The sequence below is a fragment of the Planctobacterium sp. AWM4_229 genome (genome assembly GCF_056160305.1).
The window spans coordinates 19,787-45,173 of the sequence record NZ_JBSWWX010000009.1; the positions used below are offsets into that span (position 1 = coordinate 19,787).

The 25,387-nt window shown below is 46.3% G+C and carries 19 protein-coding genes; 5 read left to right on the forward strand and 14 right to left on the reverse strand.

Annotation, left to right across the window (positions count from 1 at the left end; all coding sequences use genetic code 11):
* Positions 1-248: 248 nt before the first annotated feature.
* Positions 249-4,136 (reverse strand): phosphoribosylformylglycinamidine synthase, encoded by a 3,888-nt coding sequence (gene purL, locus ACXAGP_RS18790; RefSeq protein WP_475263132.1) that lies wholly within the window; start codon positions 4,134-4,136, stop codon positions 249-251.
* A 197-nt stretch (positions 4,137-4,333) separates the two neighbouring features.
* On the opposite strand from purL, the gene mltF reads away from it, so the two are divergent.
* Both mltF and ACXAGP_RS18800 read left to right on the forward strand, forming a co-directional pair.
* Positions 4,334-5,731, forward strand: a complete 1,398-nt coding sequence (gene mltF / locus ACXAGP_RS18795) for a membrane-bound lytic murein transglycosylase MltF (protein WP_475263133.1) — start codon at positions 4,334-4,336, stop codon at positions 5,729-5,731.
* 243 nt (positions 5,732-5,974) lie between these two features.
* A complete protein-coding gene (locus ACXAGP_RS18800; protein ID WP_338293930.1) occupies positions 5,975-6,124 on the forward strand; it encodes a hypothetical protein in 150 nt (49 codons plus the stop codon).
* Between the two features lie 10 nt (positions 6,125-6,134).
* Here ACXAGP_RS18800 and tadA read toward each other — a convergent pair whose 3' ends face one another.
* On the reverse strand, positions 6,135-6,626 hold the full coding sequence (gene tadA, locus ACXAGP_RS18805; RefSeq protein ID WP_475263134.1) for a tRNA adenosine(34) deaminase TadA: 492 nt from the start codon (positions 6,624-6,626) through the stop codon (positions 6,135-6,137).
* A gap of 173 nt (positions 6,627-6,799) precedes the next feature.
* Between tadA and ACXAGP_RS18810 the strand changes: the two genes are divergently transcribed.
* Positions 6,800-7,021 carry a hypothetical protein gene (locus tag ACXAGP_RS18810; protein WP_338293932.1) on the forward strand — a complete coding sequence of 74 codons (222 nt, stop codon included), beginning with the start codon at positions 6,800-6,802 and terminating at the stop codon, positions 7,019-7,021.
* Positions 7,022-7,411: 390 nt separating this feature from the next.
* A complete protein-coding gene (locus ACXAGP_RS18815; protein ID WP_475263135.1) occupies positions 7,412-9,829 on the forward strand; it encodes a tetratricopeptide repeat protein in 2,418 nt (805 codons plus the stop codon).
* Positions 9,830-9,945: 116 nt separating this feature from the next.
* Here the strand turns inward: ACXAGP_RS18815 and guaA are convergent, their stop codons facing one another.
* Both guaA and guaB read right to left on the reverse strand, forming a co-directional pair.
* On the reverse strand, positions 9,946-11,523 hold the full coding sequence (guaA, locus tag ACXAGP_RS18820) for a glutamine-hydrolyzing GMP synthase (protein ID WP_475263136.1): 1,578 nt from the start codon (positions 11,521-11,523) through the stop codon (positions 9,946-9,948).
* A gap of 83 nt (positions 11,524-11,606) precedes the next feature.
* Positions 11,607-13,076: an IMP dehydrogenase gene (gene guaB, locus ACXAGP_RS18825; protein ID WP_475263138.1), complete on the reverse strand. Its 1,470-nt coding sequence runs from the start codon at positions 13,074-13,076 to the stop codon at positions 11,607-11,609.
* A 124-nt stretch (positions 13,077-13,200) separates the two neighbouring features.
* Here guaB and xseA point away from each other — a divergent pair, with 124 nt between their 5' ends.
* Entirely contained in the window at positions 13,201-14,523 is a 1,323-nt protein-coding gene (xseA, locus tag ACXAGP_RS18830) for an exodeoxyribonuclease VII large subunit (RefSeq protein WP_475263140.1), read from the forward strand.
* 15 nt (positions 14,524-14,538) lie between these two features.
* Here xseA and ACXAGP_RS18835 read toward each other — a convergent pair whose 3' ends face one another.
* From ACXAGP_RS18835 to ndk, 10 genes are all read right to left on the reverse strand, one after another.
* Positions 14,539-15,387: a DMT family transporter gene (locus tag ACXAGP_RS18835; protein ID WP_475263141.1), complete on the reverse strand. Its 849-nt coding sequence runs from the start codon at positions 15,385-15,387 to the stop codon at positions 14,539-14,541.
* A 60-nt stretch (positions 15,388-15,447) separates the two neighbouring features.
* The gene (gene der / locus ACXAGP_RS18840; protein WP_475263142.1) at positions 15,448-16,887 is read right to left on the reverse strand and encodes a ribosome biogenesis GTPase Der; all 1,440 of its coding nucleotides are present in this window, start codon (positions 16,885-16,887) and stop codon (positions 15,448-15,450) included.
* 107 nt (positions 16,888-16,994) lie between these two features.
* Entirely contained in the window at positions 16,995-18,251 is a 1,257-nt protein-coding gene (bamB, locus tag ACXAGP_RS18845; RefSeq protein WP_475263143.1) for an outer membrane protein assembly factor BamB, read from the reverse strand.
* 2 nt (positions 18,252-18,253) lie between these two features.
* Entirely contained in the window at positions 18,254-18,880 is a 627-nt protein-coding gene (locus tag ACXAGP_RS18850; RefSeq protein ID WP_475263144.1) for a YfgM family protein, read from the reverse strand.
* A 42-nt stretch (positions 18,881-18,922) separates the two neighbouring features.
* Positions 18,923-20,197 carry a histidine--tRNA ligase gene (gene hisS / locus ACXAGP_RS18855; RefSeq protein ID WP_475263145.1) on the reverse strand — a complete coding sequence of 425 codons (1,275 nt, stop codon included), beginning with the start codon at positions 20,195-20,197 and terminating at the stop codon, positions 18,923-18,925.
* Between the two features lie 107 nt (positions 20,198-20,304).
* Positions 20,305-21,420 carry a flavodoxin-dependent (E)-4-hydroxy-3-methylbut-2-enyl-diphosphate synthase gene (gene ispG, locus ACXAGP_RS18860; RefSeq protein WP_475263147.1) on the reverse strand — a complete coding sequence of 372 codons (1,116 nt, stop codon included), beginning with the start codon at positions 21,418-21,420 and terminating at the stop codon, positions 20,305-20,307.
* Between the two features lie 2 nt (positions 21,421-21,422).
* Entirely contained in the window at positions 21,423-22,640 is a 1,218-nt protein-coding gene (locus tag ACXAGP_RS18865; protein WP_475263148.1) for a RodZ domain-containing protein, read from the reverse strand.
* 20 nt (positions 22,641-22,660) lie between these two features.
* A complete protein-coding gene (gene pilW / locus ACXAGP_RS18870; RefSeq protein WP_475263149.1) occupies positions 22,661-23,641 on the reverse strand; it encodes a type IV pilus biogenesis/stability protein PilW in 981 nt (326 codons plus the stop codon).
* Between the two features lie 18 nt (positions 23,642-23,659).
* Positions 23,660-24,796 (reverse strand): dual-specificity RNA methyltransferase RlmN, encoded by a 1,137-nt coding sequence (gene rlmN / locus ACXAGP_RS18875; protein WP_475263151.1) that lies wholly within the window; start codon positions 24,794-24,796, stop codon positions 23,660-23,662.
* A 148-nt stretch (positions 24,797-24,944) separates the two neighbouring features.
* Positions 24,945-25,376: a nucleoside-diphosphate kinase gene (gene ndk / locus ACXAGP_RS18880; RefSeq protein ID WP_338293945.1), complete on the reverse strand. Its 432-nt coding sequence runs from the start codon at positions 25,374-25,376 to the stop codon at positions 24,945-24,947.
* Positions 25,377-25,387 lie beyond the last annotated feature (11 nt).

Here is a 25,387-nt window from a genome sequence, read left to right on the forward strand (position 1 = left end):
TCTTATTATTTTTATTCTTGAGATTAAATGGTAATGGTGGCGCTAAGGTTCCTTTAGCTAGAATGCACATATACCTTGTTGTGCTCTGTAGGCACCAAGAGATGTCTACAATTTAACCAATCATATACAATATAAAACCAGCAAACAAGCCATCTTATTCACCAATTCGTCGATTTTTAGCCTAAATTTCAGGAAATTATGGTGTTTTAAGCCAAAATCCAACAAAGAGGGCGTTACGCCCTCCAATCTTAGCCCAAAGATTTCCTGGCATTCCTGAACATTCTCATCCAGGCCCCATCTTCTTGCCAATCATCAGGGTGCCATGAGTTTGCTACCGTTCTGAATACACGCTCCGGGTGTGGCATCATGATGGTGGCACGCCCATCTTGTGAAGTCAGGCCAGTAATCCCTTCAGGCGAGCCATTAGGGTTCATGGGGTAATGCTGCGTTACGCTGCCGGCATAGTCCACGTATCTCAGGCTAACATTCGGTTGTGCAGCCAGTAATGCAGTATCGTTAGCAAATACAGCGCGCCCTTCACCATGTGATACGGCAATTGGGATCACTGAGCCAGCCATACCCTCAAAAAAGATAGACGGACTCTGTTGTACTTCCACCATGGCCAGTCTGGCTTCAAAGCGTTCAGAATAGTTCTGTACGAAGTGCGGCCAATGCTCAGCACCTGGAATCAACTGCTTGAGATTAGACAACATTTGGCAACCATTGCAAACACCAAGAGAGAAGGTATCCTGGCGTTCAAAAAATTGCTGGAATTGGCTGCGAATTTGCTCATTGAACAATATTGTTTTAGCCCATCCTTCGCCCGCTCCTAATACATCACCGTAAGAGAAGCCCCCACAAGCAACCAAGCCTTGGAAATCTTGCAAAGATACGCGACCAGCGATTAAATCACTCATATGCACATCGGTACTAGCGAAACCGGCTCGATCAAAAGCGGCCGCCATTTCTACGTGAGAATTTACCCCTTGCTCTCGCAAAATGGCCATTTTGGGCGCAGTACCTTTAGCAATGCAAGGGGCAGCGATATCTTCATTGATATCAAATGTCAGTTTGGCAAACAAACCGCTGTTGTCAGGGTTACTCTTGAGCTGATGTTCCTGTTCAGCGCACTCTGGGTTGTCTCTCAACAACTGCATATTGTAGGTGGTTTGTGCCCAAAGCTGACGATAATGAGAGCGCGTATTTTGCAGTACCGTCTCTCCGTCTTTACTAAAGCGAACAAGATCTTCGCCACAGACAGAGCCAATGTTATGCACAAGAGCAGACAAACCATTCTCTGCAAAAACCGACATCACTGTTTCTAGTTGTTCATTAGTAACCTGAATTACCGCTCCCAGCTCCTCATTGAACAAAATGCTATTAGCATCACCGGGAATGGCGTCCAAATTAATGTCAACACCACAATTAGCGGCAAAAGCCATTTCTACAACCGTGGTGAACAAGCCCCCATCTGAGCGGTCGTGATACGCTTTAACCAGGCCTTGCTGATTTAGCTGCTGGATGGCAACAAAAAAGCCTTTTAATAGCTCAGGAGAATCAACATCAGGAGCGCGTTTGCCAAGCTTGTTATACACCTGAGCAAGACATGAGCCTCCCATGCGATTTTGGCCTTGTCCCAAATCAATCAGAATCAGACTGGTATCTTCAGAGTTTGTATCTAGTTGAGGGGTCAAGGTTTTACGCACGTCTTCCACACGAGAAAATGCCGTAATTACCAGAGACAGCGGCGCAGTGACACTCTTTTGCTCTGCACCATCTTGCCACTGGGTTTTCATCGACATCGAATCTTTACCCACTGGAATGGTAATTTCCAGAGCCGGACACAATTCTTCACCTACCGCTTTTACCGCTTCGTACAAGCCAGCGTCTTCACCTTTGTGCCCTGCTGCAGACATCCAGTTTGCCGACAACTTGATGCGCTTCAGTGATTCTATGTTGGCAGCAGCAATATTGGTTATTGCTTCACCTACCGCCATCCTCGCAGAAGCAGCATGATTTAATAATGCGATTGGGCTTCGCTCACCCATGGCCATCGCCTCGCCGGCATAAGTATCAAATGCGGCACAGGTTACCGCGACATCAGCGACCGGGATTTGCCAAGGGCCCACCATTTGATCACGCGCTACCAGCCCTGTTACGGTTCGGTCACCAATGGTAACGAGGAAGGTTTTCTCTGCCACAGTTGGCAAGCTCAATACTCGCTGTGCTGCCTCTTCCAGCGATACATTGGCTGCATTAAAATCGTCGCCCTTAGCAGTGGAAGATGTGACATCACGATGCATTTTAGGTGGCTTACCCAGGAGCACATCCAAAGGCAAATCCACCGGGTTATTGCCAAAATGAGCGTCAGTGACTCGTAAGTGTTGCTCTTCTGTTGCCACACCGACAACCGCGTACTGTGCTCTCTCACGGGCACAGATTTGCTCAAAAACAGAGAGTTTTTCTGGGGCTACGGCAAGTACATAGCGCTCTTGCGATTCATTACACCAGATTTCCAGTGGAGACATGCCCGGCTCATCGTTAGGCACATTGCGCAATTCAAAATTACCGCCTCTGCCGGCGTCGTTTACCAGCTCGGGAAACGCATTGGATAACCCACCCGCACCGACATCATGGATAAATAAAATGGGGTTCTCCTCGCCCATTTGCCAGCATCGGTCTATCACCTCCTGGCAACGTCTTTCCATTTCCGGGTTATCACGTTGTACGGAAGCAAAATCTAAGTCTTCATTGGATTGACCAGATGTCATGGAAGATGCAGCACCGCCGCCTAAACCGATGTTCATTGCTGGGCCACCCAATACAATCAATTTGGCACCAGGAATGATATCTCCTTTCTCTACGTGATCTGCACGGATATTACCCAAACCACCTGCAATCATTATGGGTTTGTGATAACCGCGAACTTCCTCACCGTTAAAACTATCCACCTGATTTTCATAGGTACGGAAATAGCCCAAAATATTGGGACGACCAAACTCGTTATTAAAGGCCGCACCGCCCAATGGCGCCTCCAGCATAATGTTCAACGCGGTAACAATACGCTCAGGCTTGCCATAATCGATTTCCCACGGTTGGGTTAAGGCTGGAATTTTCAAATTAGAGACGGTGAAGCCCACAAGCCCTGCTTTGGGTTTTGCGCCGATACCAGTTGCCCCCTCATCGCGGATCTCTCCACCTGAACCTGTCGCTGCGCCGGGAAAAGGTGAAATGGCGGTGGGATGGTTGTGAGTTTCCACCTTCATTAAAATGTGAATATCTTCCATGTGGTAGCGGTATTCACAACTACCACTATCAGGGTAAAAGCGACCAGCCTGCGAGCCTTGCATTACCGCAGCATTGTCTTTGTAGGCTGAATAAACATAGTCAGAACACTGCTCGTAAGTGTTTTTAATCATTTTGAACAGCGATTTGGGCTGTTCAACGCCATCAATTGTCCAGTCGGCGTTAAAGATTTTATGTCGGCAATGCTCTGAGTTAGCTTGGGCAAACATCATCAGTTCGATGTCATTCGGGTTGCGGCCCAAAGCTTGATAATTCTCTACCAGGTAATCAATTTCATCATCTGCCAATGCCAGGCCAAGAGTTTGGTTTGCAGAGTGAAGAGCCTCAGTGCCACCGGATAAAATATCCACTTGAGAAAAGGAAGCAGGCGTGGTTTCCGCAAATAGTGCTTCCGCCTCTTGCAGGTTAGACATAGTCACTTCGGTCATTCTGTCGTGCAATATGCCAGTAATCGCCGAAAGGGCCTGCGCATCGGCGCCATCAGTTAGCTGCACGTAATAAGCAATCCCCCTTTCTACTCGTTTAACCTTAGATAAACCGGTATTGTGCAAAATATTAGTGGCTTTTGAGGCCCACGGAGAAATTGTACCAATCCTGGGTACCACCAAAATTAATTCACCATCAAACGATTGCTCATCCATTTCGATGCCATAAGTCAGCAACTGTTGCAACACTGACATTTCTTTATCGGTCAGTTCATCCGTGGTGTTTGCAAAATGCACATACTGCGCTCTGATACTCGCTACAGGCAGTTGTTCTTCGTGGAATTGGTTGATAAGTTTTTTAACTTTGAAGTCAGAAAGTGCGCTGGCACCATGCAAAATTAACATGCGATATCACTACCCAGAATGACAGTTTCCTTTGCAAAAAGGAAATCAGTTGAAAAAAATGGCTATACCTGCAACCCTGAGACTAAATTTCAGGGAACTTCGGCGGCAGGATTATAGAGCAAATCCGATCCATTTATAAGATTCCTGACCAAAAACCCGGTATAGAATTAGCTTAAATTTCCATATTTTTTTGTTCCATGAAGAAAATACTACTGATCTTGCTATTGAGTTGCCTTTTGCAGAGCTGCGGACAACGCCTACCCGAGGCTTCTCTATTGCTGATAACTCAGGATGGAGTCATTAAAGTAGGAACGCAATACGGTCCCACCACTTACCTGAATGGCTCAACACAACCTCAGGGATTCGAATATGAAATGGCCAAAGGTTTCGCTGACTATCTCGGCGTAAGATTGGAAGTATACCCCTACTACTCCACCACAGAACTGCTTCAAGCTTTACAAAAAGGCAGTATAGATGTGATTGCGTCTAATATGCCGGTCACCAATGAAAACCGGGAATATCTCAAGTTCAGTCCAGCGTACCAACAGCTCAGTCAAAAGTTAGTCTTTTTGCAGGGCCGTACTCGCCCTAAAAGCTTTAGTGAATTAGAAGGTCAACTGGTCCTGGCCAGTGACACCAGCGACGAGCATGTCATCAGAAAAGTAAAAGAGGCCTATGAAATAGATGAAAATCAAAAATGGTCTTTTGAACTTACTGAGGAAAAAGATGAACTGGAATTACTTGAGGCCATAGTCAGTGGTGACATCACATACACAATAGTGGATTCCAATCTGTTGTCATTGATACGACGCAAATACCCTGAACTAAGTATTGCATTTACAGTGAATGCCGAGCACCCCGTGGCATGGGCCACATCTATAAACAGCGATGATTCGTTGTCTGGCGCTCTGATAGAGTACTTTGGCCTGATTAAACAAAACGATACTTTGGCAGTATTGGAAGACAAATACTTCGGTCATGTCAGGCAATTTAATTATGTCGATACGACACTTTTCTTAAAAGCTGCGAAAGAAGTTTTACCAAAGTATGAACCCTGGTTCAGGCAATATTCTGGCGATATTGACTGGCGCTTAATTGCAGCAATGAGTTATCAGGAAAGTCACTGGGATCCGAGAGCAAAGTCTCCTACAGGTGTAAGAGGCATGATGATGTTGACGCTGCCCACAGCGAGAGACTGGAAGGTTACGTCAAGATTAGATCCTGAACAAAGCATCCGGGGCGGCAGTCAATACTTTAACAGTCTTTTGCGTAGGATCCCGGCCCGGATCACCTCTCCGGATCGATTGTGGTTTGCCCTGGCTGCCTACAATATAGGCTTGGGGCACCTTGAAGATGCCCGTGTCCTGACCCAAAGGCAAGGAGCGAACCCCGACCTATGGGTAGACGTGAAAAAGCATCTGCCACTGCTACGCCAAAAACGTTTTTACAAAACGACTCGATATGGTTATGCCCGGGGTAATGAGGCCCTGCAATACGTAGCAAATATAAGACGTTATTACGACAGCTTAGTGTATTATTACGATGAGCAAGCGCCTGCAGAAGAGCAAAAACCGCCTGTACTTCCCGACACCTGACATTGTTAATGTCACAAATTGTTACCTACAGTTTCATTGTTTTGCAATAAAACCCTTGTAATTTGAAACATCAGTCTCAATCTTTAATAAAATTGAAACGAATTTTCAATACTCCGGTCTAATGAAATAAGATGTATTGTTTTTGTGACTTAAGCGAGCCTGCCAGAGTCCAAACGTCAATAGAGCATGCATGAACAGACCCTGCATGAATAGATCGAGAGGAAACCGAACAAGGAGTAGCTTATGAAAAGAAATACATTAACCCAAAGACGCAATATGAATTGCGCCACAAGAAGGAAGCAGTTGCTGAAAAAACTGCAGCGCAAAGTGAATATGCGCAGACAAGACTTTCAATCACAATTAGAAATGGATGATCTGGCAACAGCGAGCTAACACCAACAACTCAGCCCGCTGTTTGCTTCAGCGCTTTTCTTTCAGCGCGACGGCGCTTAAAAAATTCCGATAAACGCGCGCCACATTCCTCCGCCAGTACTCCCGACGTAACTTCTATTTGATGATTTAATTGGCTATTGCGTACCAGGTCCATAATGCTGCCACAAGCCCCTGTTTTATAATCCGAGGCTCCATACACCAGGCGTTCGATACGCGAGTGCACAAGCAGTCCTGCGCACATGGGACAAGGTTCAAGCGTTACATACAAAGTAGTCCCGGGTAAACGATAATTATTGAGCAGCTCTCCAGCTTTGCGTATCGCCTGCATTTCAGCGTGCGCTGAAGGATCATTTAAGGTAATACTTTGATTCCACCCTTCTGCAATAATACTTTGCTCTTGCACCAGAATAGCGGCAACCGGAATTTCACCACTAGCCTCAGCTTTGTCGGTCAACTCCAGGGCCTTGGCCATAAAAAAATCATCGTTATTTTGCTTTAGCATTTTTTCGTCATTCAGGTCATACTTTGGTGAATATCGCCATCAAACGTTGTGGTTCGCTATCATGATATGCGTATCCTTTTGTATTTAAACGTTTTTTTATTTGGCAAAAGATTTGCTTTGAATTGAGACTATATTGCAAATCTCATCAATTCATATTTTAAGGGGAAACAATTATGAATGTCACTGCTGTTGCCATCATCGGTATTATTTTTGGTTGCACCATTGCGATGGTCAGTATGATCCTCAATCACCGTAGCAAATCAAAATTAACCTCTGATGATAGTGAGCAACTAAAAGCTGAAATCAATCAGCTCAAGGAACGGGTTGCGACGCTAGAGCGCATTGTCACCGATAGCAAATATCAATTGAACAAGGAGTTTGACTCTTTAAATTAAATCACTAACAACTGCCAACTGAGTAATGAGATACTTAGTTAGGCTTAATCTTTGTGTGAGGGAGGTCGCTTTGCCAGAATCGTGGGCTCCCTCTGAAGTACTGCGCAGATTCTCTAAACTCAGCCCCTCGCAAAAATCACTCGTAATCAACAGAACTAACTGCTCGTGTGCACTTCTGAATTAGTTAATATTGCTTTAAACTTCACAACATTTTTAGACACGTAAAATCTGCCATTGAACAACAGCAGCCTAATCAGAGTGATAATTTACCGTTCGGGTGATTATCCCATTGGAAGTTAATTGGTGATATTAAACCAAATGCAAAAATACAGAGATTAATTTTCAGCAAAGATGGCAGGCGTTGGGTGACATGAGGAGAATCAGTTAAGTATGAATTTAAAAAATGAATTACTGCAGGGAATAGAAGCACACAAACAAGGGAAGCTGCAAGTCGCAGAACGTCAGTATCGAAAGATACTTAAAGCAAACCCGGCTCACCCTGACGCCAATCATAACTTGGGTATACTGGCACTTACAGCCAATCAGCCTGAAGCAGCGATTCCCCTGTTTAACAACGCCATCAAAGCTAACCCCAGAGAGCAACAGTTTTGGATTAGCTTTGTGAATACTTTGATAAAAATTCGGCACTATAAGGAAGCCAAAGCGGCAATCGATGCGTCAAAAAAACAAGGTATTAAAAGTCAGAAGTTGGATAAGCTCTCGGAACAAATCGCACTACAAACCGATGCCACATCAACAAACAGTATGAGTGAACAAGCCCTTTGTTCGCATTTATTGTCTCTGTTTGAGCAAGGTGAGTTTGCACAAGCAATAAGTGTTGCGCTTGCGGTTACAGAGCGCTTCCCCAAAAACCAATTTGCCTGGAAAGCACTGGCAGGTTCTCATTGGAAGTTAGGTGACCTCGATGCAGCGATGACAGCAATCAATAAGGCGATCGCTTTAAATGGCAAAGACGCAGAAGCATATTGTCATTTGGGCACGATACAGCAAGAAAACAAACAACTGGAACAGGCAAAACAAAGCTACGAAAAAGCAATCGCCCTGAACAATAAGTATGCTGAGGCTTATAGCAACTTGGGTGTTGTCTTAAAGAGTTTGGGACAGATTTCAGAATCTATTGATATCTATAAAAAGGCAATAGAATTAAACCCCAACAGTGCGGAAGCACACAACAATTTAGGTGTTAGCCTGCAAAGCCTGGAACAATACCAGAAAGCGCGCGAATGCTTTCAAAAAGCAATTAAGCTTAACCCGGCTTATTTTGAGGCTTATAACAACCTCGGAGTTGCTTGTAAAAATCTCAACATTTTGGATTCAGCAATATCAGCGTTTGAGAAAGCCATCACACTCAACCGAAATTATTGGGAAGCTCATCGCAACTTAGGAAAAACCCTCAAAGACCAGGGAAAATTTGAAAACGCGGCCCATCATCTCAAACAAGCACTCTCCATCAATCCTGAAGCAATTGATATAAATCTAGACTTAAGCAACGCGCTCAAAGAGTTAGACAAACTGGCAGAAGCAGAAAATTGTTTGCGCGAGTTGATAAAATACAAACCTGAGTCCGCAGAAGCCCACAGCAACTTAGGCAGTATCCACAAAAAACAAGGAAGGCTGGAAGATGCTGAAGCTAGTTACAGGAAAGCTTTGCAGCATAACTCAGAGTTGTTCGAAATCCCCTTCAATCTGGGCAAATTAATGCAGGATAGTGGCAGGTCAGAAGAAGCTATAAAATACTACAAACAAGCCCTATCTTGCGACTCAGAGCACGCTGAAACCTATCGAGTGTTAAGCTCAATGAACTGCATCAAGACAGGTGATGAGGCCTATTTAAAAATGAAATCCTTGTGCCAGAGTGAGGTTTACCCTGAAACAGGGAAATCTGAGCTCTATGTAGGTCTGGCCAACATCTACGAAAAAGAGGGTGAATACGAGAAAGCCTTTGAAAGTTACTCTACAGGAAACGCGTTGCGTAAACGCCTCCTTAGCTACAACATTGAAGAAGATATAAAACTCTTTGATAAAATTAAAAAGACCTTTAGCAAACTTCGAAAAACACAAGTACCAAAGCAAACAAATCACGATTTCCCAGCTCCAATATTTGTGCTAGGCATGCCTCGCTCCGGGACAACTTTAGTTGAACAAATAATCTCTTCCCATTCCCAAATACAGGGCGCGGGAGAGTTAGCCTATGTGGGTAGCTACGGTATTAAACTTGCCAGAGGAGATCGAAAAGCAACACCTGAAGCATTGTTGCAATTTCGAGACGGTTACCTGAACCATATTAAAGAACGCTCTGAAGGCAAGCCATTTGTAACAGACAAAATGCCCGCCAATTTCCGCTTTATTGGCCTTATCAACCAGGTTTTCCCAGACGCTAAAATAATCCATGTACAAAGGGATGCTGCAGCAGTTTGCTGGGGCAACTTTAAGCAATATTTCGTGGCAAACGGATTGGGCTACAGTTATGACCTGGCTGACACTGTTGAATACTACAAATTGTACAAAGATTTAATGAGTTTTTGGTATAAAGAAATCGACGCTAACCTCTGTACCATTAGCTATGATGCAATAACTGAAAATCCTGAATCAGAAACTAAAAAGCTGCTGGACTTTCTGGAGCTGGACTTTGAGGATGCTTGTCTTCGCCCCGAAGATAACAACAGAGCAGTTACAACGGCTTCTAATATGCAAGTACGCAAAGGTATTTACCGAGGAAGCTCAGAGCAATGGAAGCGCTATGCCCCATTTTTAAAAGGGATGCTGGATGATATAGATACGGAATAGTTATAAACCCGTATCGCATAATCAAAAGGCCTTGATAACCAAGGCCTTTCATATATTTATGGGCTACCAGATAAAAATCAATTAGCCAAATACTTTAGCGAGTAAACGCTCACTTACTATTCCCACTCAATCGTAGCTGGGGGTTTGCCAGAGATATCGTAAACCACACGAGATATGCCGTCGATTTCATTGATAATACGATTGGATACCTTACCTAAGAAATCATAAGGCAAATGTGCCCAATGAGCGGTCATAAAATCAATCGTTTCCACGGCGCGCAGTGATACTACCCAATCATATTTTCTGGCATCGCCCATAACACCTACAGAGCGCACCGGCAGGAATACGGTGAAGGCCTGGCTGGTTTTGTGATAAAGCTCAGCAGCGTGAAGCTCTTCAATGAAAATGGCATCAGCTCTGCGTAACAAATCACAGTATTCTTTTTTGATTTCACCCAATACCCGCACACCTAAGCCCGGTCCCGGGAAGGGGTGACGGTATAACATGTCATAAGGGATACCCAACTCCAGGCCAATCTTGCGCACTTCGTCTTTAAACAATTCGCGCAATGGTTCAACCAGGCCCAGCGCCATATCATCGGGTAAACCGCCGACATTGTGGTGGGATTTGATCACATGGGCCTTACCTGTCTTTGAACCTGCTGATTCAATAACATCTGGATAGATTGTACCTTGCGCCAGCCACTTAGCATTTTTCAGTTTCTTCGATTCTTCATCGAATACTTCCACAAAAACACGGCCAATAGTTTTACGCTTGGCTTCGGGTTCTTCAATACCTTTAAGTGCGGAAAGAAAACGCTCTTCGGCATCCACTTTAATAATATTCAACCCAAAGTGGTCACCAAACATATCCATCACCTGCTGTCCTTCATTGAGGCGCAACAAGCCATTGTCTACAAATACACAGGTTAAGTTGCTACCGATAGCCTGATGTAACAGCATCGCGGTAACGGAAGAATCAACCCCGCCAGATAAACCTAAAATGACCTCATCGTCACCTACCTGCCGCTTAATGCGCTCCACTGCATCTTCAATGATTGAAGCTGGTGTCCAAAGTGCCTCACACTGACAAATCTCCTGCACGAAGTGAGACAGCAAACGCATCCCTTGTTTAGTATGGGTGACTTCCGGATGGAACTGTACGCCATAAAACTGTTTTTTAGCGTGGAACATACCCGCAAAAGGGCAAGTTTCGGTTTGTGCCATCAGCTCGAAGCCTTCCGGCATCGCCACCACCTTATCACCGTGACTCATCCACACATCTAACAACGGGTTACCCGCACTGTTGAGATGATCTTCAATCTTATCCAGCAGTGGTGAAGGATTTACTACCTCTACCTGAGCATAGCCAAATTCCCGCTCGGTACTGCCCTGCACCTTACCACCCAATTGTTCCGCCATGGTTTGCATACCATAACAGATACCCAGCACCGGAATACCGGCTTGAAAAACCCACTCAGGGGCTCTTGGCGAGTCAGCTTCATGTACTGATTCTGGGCCACCCGATAAAATGATCCCGTTTGGCGCAAAATCTTTAATACTTTGCTCATCAACATCCCAAGCCCAAAGTTCGCAATAAACGCCAATTTCACGCACGCGACGGGCAATGAGTTGGGTGTATTGTGAGCCAAAATCAAGGATCAGGATTTTATGTTGGTGGATATCTAAATTCATTTGCTCGTCTTCCGAATCAATCATTTAACAATGAGAAATAAAAAAGAGTAGCCGGTTGGCTACTCTTAGAATTACAGGGTCACTTAGCCCATGCGGTAGTTGGGGGCTTCCTTGGTAATAGTCACGTCGTGCACGTGTGATTCGCCCATACCCGCCGCAGTAACCTTGACAAACATTGGCTTGGTACGCAGTTCATCAATAGTCTGGCAACCGGTTAAGCCCATTGCCGAGCGCAAACCGCCCATTTGTTGATGCACGATATTGGCGATAGGGCCTTTGTAAGCTACTCGACCTTCAATACCTTCCGGTACCAGTTTTTCAGCGTTTTTGCTGTCCTGGAAGTAACGGTCAGAAGAACCATTGCGCTGATTCATGGCACCCAGTGAGCCCATGCCGCGATAAGACTTGTAATAACGGCCTTGGTAAAGTTCAACTTCACCCGGCGCTTCCTCTGTACCGGCTAGCATACTGCCCACCATGACACTACTGGCACCAGCAACCAGTGCTTTAGCAATGTCACCAGAGTAGCGGATACCACCGTCTGCAATTACCGGTATATCTCTGTCCTTTAACGCTTCCACCGCATCAGACACCGCGGTAATTTGCGGAACACCGCAACCTGTAACAATACGGGTAGTACAAATTGAACCTGGACCAATACCTACTTTAACGGCATCAACACCGGCATCAGCCAAGTCCCTTGCCCCATCAGCAGTAGCGACATTACCGGCAATAATTTGCAATTCTGGATAGGTATCACGAACCGTTCTCACCCGTTCCAGTACGCCTTCCGAATGTCCGTGAGAGGTATCAATCAAAAGTACATCGACGCCAGCTTCCACCAACAATGCAATGCGCTCATCCGTGCCAGGACCAACCCCAACGGCGGCGCCGACACGAAGTCGACCTAATTTATCTTTACAGGCATTGGGTTTGCTTTCGGCTTTTTTGAAATCTTTTACCGTGATAAGCCCTACCAGCTTAAACTGCTCATCCGTAACCAGAATTTTTTCGATACGGTGCTCGTGCATAAGCTCCATTACTCTTTCCGGCTCTTCACCTTCAGTCACAGTAACCAGACGCTCTTTGGGTGTCATTACACTTGAAACGGGTTGATCGAGATGCAGTTCGAAACGCAGGTCTCGACCAGTAACAATACCCACCAGGTTATTTTCTTTATCCACAACAGGGAAACCAGAGAAACCGTGAGTAGCGCTTAGGGCATTAACATCGGCAATGGTGGCGTCTGGATCAATGGTGATGGGATCAGATACCACGCCACTTTCATATTTTTTAACGCGGCGCACATGATCAGCCTGTTCTTCCGCTGTCATGTTCTTATGAATAAAGCCCATACCGCCCTCTTGGGCAAGAGCAATAGCCAATGGCGCTTCTGAGACAGTATCCATTGCTGCCGAAACCATCGGAATATTCAAATAAACGTCACGCGTCAGGCGTGTGCGAAGGTTTGCAGTATGGGGTAAAACAGAGGAGTGTCCGGGGACCAATAAAACGTCGTCAAACGTTAAAGCTTCTTTGGCGATGCGCAACATGTAACTACCTATATGAGTATTTTGTTGCGGCGCAATTGTAGCCGCTTTAGTTATTCAGGTAAACTTAAAAACAGCATCAAAACTAAAGTTTATTTTTCCCAACAGTTAGGATTCTCAGCAAAACATGCAATCCCGTAGCGATATTTTTACAGTCAGCAAATTAAATCGATTCGCCAAACACATTCTGGAGTCCGAAATAGGTAGTATCTGGATCTCGGCGGAAATCTCCAATTTTGTGGCTGCCAGCTCGGGGCATTGGTATTTCACTCTCAAAGACGCCCGAGCCCAGGTTAAGGCCGCCATGTTCAAAGGTGCTAACCGCAAGGTGAGAGTTCGTCCCAAAGAGGGAGACAAAGTCTTGGTTAGAGGGGATATCAGTCTCTATGAAGCCCGCGGAGACTACCAACTAATCGCGTCTCATCTGGAGCCCGATGGCGAAGGCGATTTAAAAGTGCAATTTGAACAGCTCAAAGCCCGATTGAGCGCAGAGGGGCTATTTGATCCTGCACGAAAACGCCCTTTACCGGAAAAAGCGAAGCGCATCGGAGTCATCACCTCGCCAACGGGAGCTGCTGTGCGCGACATTATTACCGTGTTTCAACGCCGTAACCCGGCCATCGAAGTAATAATCTATCCGGCACAAGTTCAAGGAGCGAGTGCTCATAGTGATCTAATAAAAGCCCTGCAATTAGCCAACGAGCACAATCAGGTTGATGCCATCATCATCGGACGTGGTGGCGGCTCCATGGAAGATCTATGGTGCTTTAACCATGAATCACTGGCACGCGTCATCGCCACCAGTCAAATACCTGTTGTGAGTGCGGTGGGTCACGAAATTGACTTTACCATTGCAGACTTTGTGGCGGATCTCAGAGCCCCTACGCCTTCTGCTGCGGCAGAAATACTGAGTTACTCCAACGATGAAGCCATCAAGCATCTAAGGGGATTACAACGTCAATTAAGTGCCAGCTTTATGCACCTGTTGCAGGATAAGCGCCACATTCTTTTACAGCAACGTCATTCGTTAGAGCGACTTCATCCTGAATATCAACTCAGAGAACAATGGCAAACCCTGGACCGTTTAACTGAACGCTTGAGTCGCATCACTAATGAACAACTGTTGCGAAAACAACACCAGTTACAAGCACTCAATAATAAAATCCAAAACAATAATCCGGTCGTTGAGATCAAACAGCAGCGACCAATATTAAATGAGCAAAACAATCGTCTTAATAAGAGCCTGTTGCACTTAATCAGCTCGAAGAGACAACAGTTTGCCAGCCAATGCCATCTGCTGGACACCGTTAGTCCACTGGCCACCATGACGCGTGGATATAGTATTACCTTTAAAGAGGGGGAAATTGTGAAAAGCGCTAAATCTCTCTCGTCGGGCGATGAAGTAACCACGCGCTTTGCCGATGGTGAAGTTCGCAATCGGGTTATCTAGCAAGGGCAAGTATGCTCAATTAGATTGCTTGCTAAAATGTAACTTGAGTATGCCCAGCATAACCAAAATACTCGCGCCCCAAAATTGCAACGATAAGTGCTCACCCAGGAAAACCACACCAGCCAAAGCTGCCAGGAAAGGAACACTTAATTGAGAAACGGAGGCCTGTAGCGTACTGATATGAGGTAAAACGCGATACCAAAAAGCATATCCCATTCCGGAAGTTAAAGCCCCGGACATTACCGCCAACCAAACTCCATGACTATCAAATTTTTCCGGTTTACCACTCACAATGAATAGAAAAAGACAAAATGGCAGCGTATAGATAAAATTAGCAGTAGTGTCAGCCAGAGGATTGTCGCTATTAGCCCCAAATTTCGTGTAAGCCCCCCATGCAACACCAGAAACTAGCATCAATAGAAATCCAGTAAAAGAAGGGGTTGTGGCGGAGGGCAACAACAACACTAAAAGCCCTGAAAACGCAACTATTAAAGCAATTCCCTCTGCCATGGAGAGTCGATTGCCACTGAATAAATGCAGAGCTATTAGAGTGAACTGCACAGCACCAAATAATATTAAAGCTCCAGTTGCAGTATCCAGACTAACATAAGCAAATGAAAACAAAGTTGCATAGATAAATAATGCCAGTCCCCCCCGAAAACTGCCATGAGCTAAAAAACTGAAACGTTTTTGCGCAGGTTGACTGAAGACATATAAAACACAAAGGGTGAAGGCTCCCGAGACCAGACGTATAAGCGTAAAATCCGCAGGCTCTAGCAAGCCACCCGCCAGTGCCCAGCGACACAACAAAGAGTTGCCCGCAAAGGCTACTAACGCAAAAATGCAATATAGAAGTTTAATCATAACCTTCTTAAACAAAAACGGGATCCATTTAGACCCCGTATTTACTGTAATAATTGCACCTTATTTTTTGTGCATCTTCATCAATCTCTGCCGCTTGCGGTACTGAGATTGAGTGAGTTTGTTGGTTTTACCTTCAAACGGGTTAGCGCTGCCCTTGAATTCAATTTTAATCGGGGTGCCCATGATTTTTAGCGACTTTCTGAAATAGTTCATCAGATATCGCTTATAGGAATCAGGTAAGTCTTCCACCTGATTACCGTGCACAACAATCCTGGGTGGATTGTAGCCACCGGCGTGAGCGTATTTCATTTTAACCCGGCGTCCGCGCACCAAAGGCGGTTTGTGATCATCTTGAGCCAACTCCATGATTCGCGTCAGCATGGAAGTATTAACCCGCTTGGTAGCCGACTGATAAGCCTCTTGCACCGACTCATATAAATGGCCAACACCAGTACCGTGTAAGGCAGAGATAAAGTGCAATCGAGCAAAATCGATAAAACCGAGGCGGAAATCCAACTCCCGTTTGATGTCATCTTTTACCTTGATATCCAGACCATCCCACTTGTTCACTGCGAGCACCAGCGCTCTACCTGCATTAAGGATAAACCCCAACAAGGACAAATCCTGGTCGGAAATCCCCTCACGCGCATCAATAACCAGTAACACCACATTAGCTTCTTCAATAGCTTGCAGTGTTTTTATTACCGAGAACTTTTCGACAGCATCGTTGATTTTGCCTTTTCGACGCACACCAGCCGTATCGATAAGGATGTACTCCTGATCTTCTCGCTGCATGGGTATATAGATACTGTCTCTGGTTGTACCCGGCATGTCGTAAACCACCACCCGCTCTTCGCCTAATATACGGTTGGTCAGGGTGGATTTACCGACATTGGGTTTACCGACGATTGCCAATTTGATAGGTAAGCTTTGCAAGCGTTCCAGCTCTTTTTCCGCGTCCTCTTCGTCCCGTTTTACTTTTTCAGGGATGTGTACCTCAGGGAATTGCTCAGCCATTGGCTCCAGCACGGTCTCCACCAGCTGCGAGATGCCTCGGCCATGAGATGCTGCAATTTGATATACGTTGCCTAGCCCCAGTGAGTAAAATTCTGCTGAGGCACTATCGCCATCGATACCGTCTACTTTATTAGCCACCAAAAGGGTCTTTTTCCCTTGCATTCTCAGATGCTTAGCAATGCCTTCATCTGCCGCAGTCAGGCCAGCGCGCGCATCCACCAGAAACAACACCACGTCTGCTTCGTCTACAGCCATTAAAGATTGGCTGGCCATTTCCGCATCAATACCCTGCTCATCGCCACTGATACCGCCGGTATCAATCAGGATAAATTGCCAACCTTGATATTTTGCCTGACCGTACTTACGATCACGGGTAAGTCCGGGATAGTCAGCTACCAGCGCGTCCCGGGTATTAGTCAACCGATTGAACAGTGTTGATTTACCTACATTGGGGCGTCCCACAAGAGCAATTACAGGTAGCATGAATCTATCTTCCTAAAATAACTAATGCCCATACCGAGATGAGCTAAAAACAAAAACGGCCCTTATAGTATGAGGGCCGCTGTCAATATTGTCGATTATCGCAGCGCCTAAGGCGTTGTAATAGCCGCGATATCACCTTCGCGAGTTATCGCGTATAGGGTGTTGCCGTCAACGACAGGCTCAACGTAAACCGAATTATCTTCGTCGTCACCACCAAAGTTGAGTCGTGCAACCAGGTCACCTGTGGACTTATCTAACCAGTGCAAGAAGCCGTATTTGTCACCCACAACCACATAACCAGACACCGGCGCTGCGGAGGTTAATTCTCGATCTCGCAGTGCCGACTGCGACCAGCGTTCGATACCGTTGCGTCTGTCCAAAGCATACACCTGGCTCTTATCGTCAACCACAAACAGGTTGTTTCCGTCGATCGTCATTCTGCGGTAAGAACGGTATTCGCGTTTCCACAATACGCGACCGGAGCGCAGTTCCACTGCCGCCAATGTGCCGTTGTAAGAGACAACATAAACAATACCACCGAAGACGATGGTCTCGCTGTCGATATCAACGATGCGTTCCAGCTCGGTGGCACCAGAAGGAGCCGCAACAGTTTGTTCCCACAACACCTGGCCGTTTTCCAATAGTACCACGGCCACTTTTCCGCTGGCTGTACCCGCTATCGCGGCTCCATTGGCAATAGTGGCAGGCGCTACACCACGCAAACTCAGTGCAGGTACTTCAGATTCGTAAACCCAACGTTCCTCGCCCGTTTCAGCATCAAGCGCATGCATCACACCTGCAGCGGTATTCACCACAACAACACCTTCGTTTACTGCGGGAGCTGCTAATACTTCACCCTTCACTTTGGACTGCCAAACAACCTTCCCGCTGTCCACATCCATGGCAAACACTAAACCGTTTTCCGAGCCGAAATAAATGCGTTGATATGCAGCGGTAATACCGCCAGACAAGCGCGCTGACACACCGTCGGACCACAATTGAGTCACTGAAGATAACATCCCTTCATCGCGATAGTCCGCCAGGTCTGTTTTCCAGATTTCATTGCCTGAAACTTTGTTAAACGCCTTCACTACCCCCTGTCGACTGGCAGCAAACACTCTGTCATAAGCAACAACTGGGGTAAGTCGAGAAAAGTAAGACTCGACTCCGTCACCTACAGAATCTTCCCAAACAACTTCGGGTTGAAACTGCGCACTGATGGGTTTCAGAACTCGGATTTCTGCTTCTTCCTCGTCCTCGAACCAGGTAGTGGGATCCATCCAGGTAGGTATCATAGAGCACGCTGTCAGGTTCAGCAGAACCAACATCAAAGCGCCTCTTGATAAGATTTTAGATAGCGTCATTGTTAACTACTTACTTTGGCGTTGAGGTGGTCGATCTTCATTTGGATAAGCGCCGGATTACCTTCAGTCAGTTCCAGTGCTTTAGTGTAACTTGCTTGCGCTTCTGCGAATAATTCCTGGCGTGCCAGAATGTCACCTTTTACGGTATAAGCTTGGGCCTGAAACGCATCGCTACTCACCTTATCCAAGGTAGCTTTAGCTATGTCAAATTTCTCAAGCTCGTTTTGCACGCGCGCCAGGCGAACCAAAGCCAGATCTTTAATGGCAATATCGTTGACTGAGTCAGCGGCCCACTGTAATTGTTTTTCAGCTTCAGTTAAATCACTTTGCTCTACTGCAACTTTAGCAAGCTGTAATGCCGCCATAACCGCATAAGTCGACTCTGAGTTGGTATCGATAAAGCCTTTTAAAGCAGCCGTGTCGGTTTCGTCTGCAGCAGCACTCTCAATAGCGACATTATAGGCATCGCTAGCTTGTTCTTGTGCGTTTAACTGCTGTTCGTTATAGAAACGCCAACCCCAAAGTCCACCCAATCCCAGCGCTGCACCGACAATGATTGGCATGCCATTTTCTTTCCAAAATTTCTTTATGGCTTCAATTTGTTCTTCTTCAGTATTGAGATGATCCATCAGTGTCCTCTGATTAATTTCGTATGCTTACCTGAATAATTCTCAGGCCAATTTTGATTCTAAATATGCTTGTAACTCTGCTTGAGCGACTTCTTCTTGCTGGCCATCTTGCAAAGATTTAACCAGAACTTTCTGCTCACTCAATTCTTGCTCACCAACAATAATGGCGTAACTGGCATTGACCTTGTCGGCTCGCTTCATCTGTTTCTTGAAGTTCCCGCCGCCCATGTGGGTTTGCACGCGAGCTTGAGGAAATGCATTCCGAAGGTTTTCGGCAAGCGATATGTTAAAAAGTTCCGCGCTTTCCCCCATGGAAGCCAGATAAACATCCGTAGGCGGGTTAATGGTCTCCTGAGGGACTCTTTCAGCGAGAATTAACGCCAGTCTTTCCATACCCAATGCAAATCCGACGGCTGGACTGGCCTTACCGCCTAATTGCTCCACAAGACCATCATAACGTCCGCCAGCGCATACCGTACCTTGTGCGCCCAAACTGTCAGTAACCCACTCAAACACAGTGCGATTATAGTAATCCAGACCACGCACTAAGGTGGAGTTGACTGTATAAGCAATACCGTATGCATCGAGACGCGCTTGTACCGCTGCGAAATGCTGTTTCGACTCTTCGTCGAGATATTCTGTGAGTGACGGAGCAGATTGTAACAAAGCTTTAACACCGGCATTTTTGCTATCCAGTATGCGCAACGGATTGCTATCAAGGCGACGCAAGCTATCTTCGTCTAACTTTTCTTTGTGCCCACTTAAGTACTCAACAAGGGCGTTTTTATATTGCTCACGCGCTTCATTGGAGCCTAAAGAGTTTATCTCCAACCTGACATCATCAGCAATACCAAACTCTTGCCATAACCTGGCAGCGACCGCGATCACTTCCGCGTCCGCTTCTGCTGATTGGAACCCGTAAGTTTCTATGCCGAATTGGTGAAACTGGCGATAACGGCCTTTTTGCGGCCGCTCGTGGCGAAACATAGGGCCCATGTACCAAATTTTCTGCTGTTGGTTGTATAGTAAACCGTGTTGGTTACCCGCTCTGACACAGCAAGCCGTGCCTTCAGGTCTCAACGTCAAACTGTCGCCATTGCGATCTTCGAAAGTGTACATCTCTTTTTCGACGATGTCGGTGACTTCACCAATGGAGCGCTTGAATAAGTCAGTACTCTCAACGATAGGAGTCCTGAGTTCCTGATAGCCATAGCTGTTTGCAGCGGCTCTTAGCTTCGCTTCTATCCATTGCCACAAGCCCGACTGCTCGGGTAAGCAATCGTTCATTCCGCGTACGGCTTGTATCGTTTTACTCACGGTTTACTTCTCAAACTTATTTTGCAGTTAAAAGCCCGGCATTATAGGCGCAAAGCCTTTAAACAACAATGTTTGAATCGTTGGCTTTGAACAATACCTGTTAAGCATTACAACTGTGTTGTCGGGATTTTATTTTTTTCGTCAAGGGCCGCGGCTTTGGCGCGAATACGCTGCTCAAGTTGCTGCACTAGATTATCATTTGCCAAACGCTCTCTTTGGCGCTTACCATCCAGATAAAAGCCACTCATGTTGCGTGCTCCGGTTAAGCCCAAATCCGAGACTTCTGCCTCACCGGGACCATTAACCACGCAGCCAATGATAGAGACATCCATAGGAGTAAGCACATCTTCCAGGCGCTCTTCAAGCGCATTGACTGTCCCGATGACATCAAATTCCTGACGAGAGCAGCTGGGGCAAGCAATAAAGTTAATGCCCCTGGAACGAATACGCAGCGACTTGAGGATATCAAAGCCAACTTTGATCTCTTCCACCGGATCAGCCGCTAACGAGATGCGGATTGTATCGCCAATTCCCTCAGCCAGCAGCATACCCAGCCCCACAGAACTTTTAACGGCCCCGGCTCGAAAGCCACCCGCTTCAGTAATACCAAGGTGCAATGGTTGATCTATTTTTTGCGCCAGCAAACGATAAGCCCCCACAGCCAAAAACACGTCTGAAGCCTTAACGCTGACTTTGAATTGGTCAAAGTTAAGCTTGTCCAAAATATCCACATGACGCATTGCTGACTCAACCAGTGCTGCGGGAGTAGGTTCCCCGTACTTTTCCTGGATATCTTTTTCAAGCGAGCCGGCGTTAACCCCAATTCGAATGGGAATGTCTTTATCTCTGGCGCTCTCGACTACCGCCTTAATGCGCTCCATGTTGCCGATATTGCCGGGATTAATACGAAGACAATCAACACCATACTCAGCAACTTTAAGTGCGATGCGGTAATCAAAATGAATATCCGCCACCAGCGGCACATTCACTTGCTGTTTAATTTGCTTGAAAGCTTCTGCAGCCTCCATGGTGGGTACTGAAACTCTGACAATCTCACCGCCGACGCCCACGATTCGGTTTATTTGTGCGACTGTGGCGGCGACATCAGTAGTGGGCGTATTAGTCATACTTTGCACGGCAATTGGTGCCCCATCACCAATGGGCACATTACCGACATTGATGCGAGTGGATTTTCTGCGTTTAATGGGAGACTCAGGGGTCATAACTATTCAGCTCCTATAGTAAACGTAGCAGTGCGACCGGCCGGGAACCCGCTCATATCAAACGGCACTCCATCCACCATTAAACTCACAGCTTGAGGAGCGCCTAATTTCACTTCAAAGGGCGGAACGCCGCTAACCGGCATTACACGTCCGGCGGCTTTGATGCCATAAGCTATCGCTTCGCCTGTGGCATCGGTTAAATTCATCCAGCAATCTTCAGAGAAAGTAAAAATCAGTTCAACAGGCTCTGCTGTCGCAATCTCAGTGTCCTCGGGCTGCAGAGTTTGCAGCTCTTCGGTTACCGCAGGTGCAGACGCTTCTGCAGTTTGTGCTATGGTGGATTCTTCTATTGCAGTCGACTCTTCGATTGCGGTCGATTCCTCGATTGAAGACGCGTCCTCTGTTGCTGACAATCCCTCTGTCGTAATTTGAAGTTCTGCACTGTCAGTTGCAACAGTCTCTTGTGCTTCGCTGAAAACTGGCTCAGGATTTTCTTCAATCTCGTCATTAACTTCGTCATCTGCAAGCTCAGTAGTACTGTTCTGCTCTGCAGCGTTTTCAGTAGAATCTACAATGGCAGTAGCAGTGTTATCGCTGTTGTCCGTGATTTCAGAAACAACTTGCGCACTACTCTCAAGCACCTGAGGTTCATTACTCTCAGGAGCGTCTGTAGATATCAGGTCAGACTGGGCAAATGTTTCAATAGGTTGTTGCGCGCTAGTCTCTTGATTATTCGAAGTAGCCTCTGTAGGTTGCTCAACACTCCCAACATCCTGTGCTTGAGATGAAGTGGCTGTCGTGGTTGTTGAGCCAGTATCAGGTTGTTGGAACCACCAGACCACAGCCATGGCAACGATAACGAACAAGACAAACCAGGTAAACATCATCAAGCGGGCATCACTGGCTTGTTTGGCCACTTTCTGCGAAAAGCTTTGCAGTTTGGCAGGCTGTTTGACCGGGTTTGCCAGTTCGTCAAATTCAGCCAGCAAGGGCTCAGGATCCAACTCGAGATGGCGAGCGTATAAGCGGATATAGCCACGAGTAAACGTCATAGAAATATTGTGATCAATGACATCACTCTCTAACTCAGCCACCACAGAGGGGCGCAAATGAAGCTTGTCTGCGATGTCTTCAATGCTGAGGTTTAACGCTTCTCGGCGCATCTTTAATTTTACACCGGGCGCCGGGAGAGGCGTTTCTTCCTGAATTTCTTCTGCCATAAATGCACAAATACTTCTAGTTAATTTGGGTTGGATACGATAATTCTTTGTCCGATGGATAAATCGGCAACATCCTTGATGTTGTTCCAATCCACCAGAGTCTGAACTCTAACATTATATCGACGCGAAATCTGATACAAAGTTTCGCCTTTCTGTAACACGTGATACACCACATCTTTGCCCTCAACCTGGCTGGATAACCCTACGGATTGCTGCTCTGCTTGTGTGTGTATAACTTGAGAAGGTGCCAGTATTACAGTACGCGGCATTCCCACCCGTTCCGGGTATAAGGTTTGCAACATATCAGCGTAACCCTGTGCAATATTGGCATTGCCAAGGCCATTTTCAATCTCTATCGCCAGATTTAGCGTGTCTGCGGTCACCGGCACGACTTTTTCGTACTGACGATAAGCAATTTTCGCCTCTTGCCACTGTTGTTTGGCCAACAAAAGTTCCACCAACATATACCAGCTACGGGCCCGTCCGGGCTGATGTTGTAAGGCGCTGCGCAGATAATTCATGGCTTCGCCGATATTGCCTTGGCGGTGACTACAAATAGCGAGGTTCTCATAAGATTCCGCACTGCGATTGTAGGTTTTAATATTGATAGCGCGCAGCAGGTTTTCTTTGGCCTCCCGATACTCGCCAATCTCACATAAAAACGCGCCGTAAGAGTTGATCAAATCCGGGTTATTGCTATCCAGGTGCATGGCCTGCTCGTAGTATTGGCGTGCGATTTGCCACTCCGAAACACGCTGGTAATAGTATGCCAGCGCAAAATGAGCATCACCAAGACGAGGGGCAAACTCCAGTGCTTTATCGAGATTACTTTTGGCCTGAACATAGTTGCCATTTTTCAGGTAGGTTAGACCCAAGGAGACACGTGTTTTAGCGGCTTCTACCTGGTTTACACCGGGTGCAAGAGTATTCTTGTTACTTACTGGCTGGCTGGCACAACCGGCTAAAAGTATCGAACAAACAAATATTAAGTTGCGCATCATTTTAGGCTTTTATTGTTATTAATTAACCCGAACTTCAATACTTTCACCCTTCATGCGTTTTTTCAACAAGCGTTTGGTGCGATCCACCACATCCCCGACAAGTTGACCACAGGCGGCATCAATATCATCACCACGGGTTTTGCGTACCACCACAGTGTAACCATGGCCCATTAACACTTTGGCAAAGCGATCTATGCGGGAATTACTGGATCGAGTATAAGGGGATCCTGGATAGGGATTAAATGGTATCAAGTTAATTTTACAAGGCGTGCTTTTCATTAGCTGAGCCAGTTCTTCAGCCTGATCCATACTGTCATTGATACCGTTAAGCATCACATACTCAACAGTTACTTTGCCGCGATTGGCGTTGGACTTTTCTAAATAGCGTCTTACGCCGGCGAGAAACTCTTCAATCGGATATTTTTTATTGACCGGGACTATCTCATCACGCAATTCATCATTTGGTGCGTGCAATGAAATCGCCAAAGCGACATCGATTTGATCGCCCAATTTGTCTAGTGCAGGCACCACACCAGAAGTACTCAGCGTAACGCGACGCTTGGATAAGCCGAACCCCAAATCATCTAACATGATCTCCATCGCCGGGACGACATTTTTCAGGTTAAGTAGAGGCTCTCCCATGCCCATCATAACCACGTTGGTAACTGGACGTTCATTGGTATCCGGAGACAGACCGATAAATTTAGCAACACGCCATACCTGACCAATGATTTCCGATACCGTTAAGTTGCGATTAAAGCCTTGTTGCGCTGTTGAACAAAAAGTACATTCCAAAGCACAGCCCACTTGGGACGAAACACACAGGGTGGCTCGATCTTCTTCGGGGATCCACACCGATTCCACTTCCTGACCGCCAGCGAGCACCAAAGCGAATTTAATGGTGCCATCGGAGGCTTGTTGAAATGTGCTTATCTCCGGAGCGCGGATCTCACACCGAGCTTCCAGTTTGGCTCTTAAGTTTTTGTTGAGATTAGTCATTTTGGAGAAGTCGTCTTCCCCTTGCTGATAAATCCACTTCATTAGCTGATCCGCTCTGAAGGGTTTTTCACCCATTTCGGAGAAAAAGTCGCGCAAAGATTGCCTGTTTAAATCCAACAAGTTTACTTTTGCTTCGCTGACACTTTTCACTGTCATTTAGATCATACCTCAACAAAAACCAATGATGCCCTACTTAACAAGCCGCATTGTATATATTTCAACCATTTCTTGCTATAAGCAAGAAAAAGGGAGCAAAAGCTCCCTTTCATTATCAACGAACCGCCTTCTGGCAGTTCAAAAGCAATTATCTGGTGCGAGGGCACACTTCTTCGTCAGCGAAGAAGTAAGCGATTTCACGCGCCGCAGACTCTACAGCGTCAGAGCCGTGAACTGCATTTTCGTCGATAGACTCAGCGTAATCAGAACGCAAAGTACCAGCTAAAGCTTCAGCTGGGTTCGTTGCACCCATGATTTCGCGGTTTTTAGCAACTGCGTTTTCGCCTTCCAGAACCTGGATCATTACCGGACCAGAAGTCATGAAGTCTACCAGAGCCGGGAAGAAAGGACGCTCTTTGTGCTCAGCGTAAAAGCCTTCAGCTTTTTCTTTGCTCAGGTGCAGCATTTTAGCTGCAACGATACGCAGGCCTGCAGATTCAAAACGATTGTAGATAGCACCGATAACATTTTTTGCTACTGCATCGGGCTTGATGATGGAAAAAGTGCGTTCTAGCGCCATTTTACCGCTCC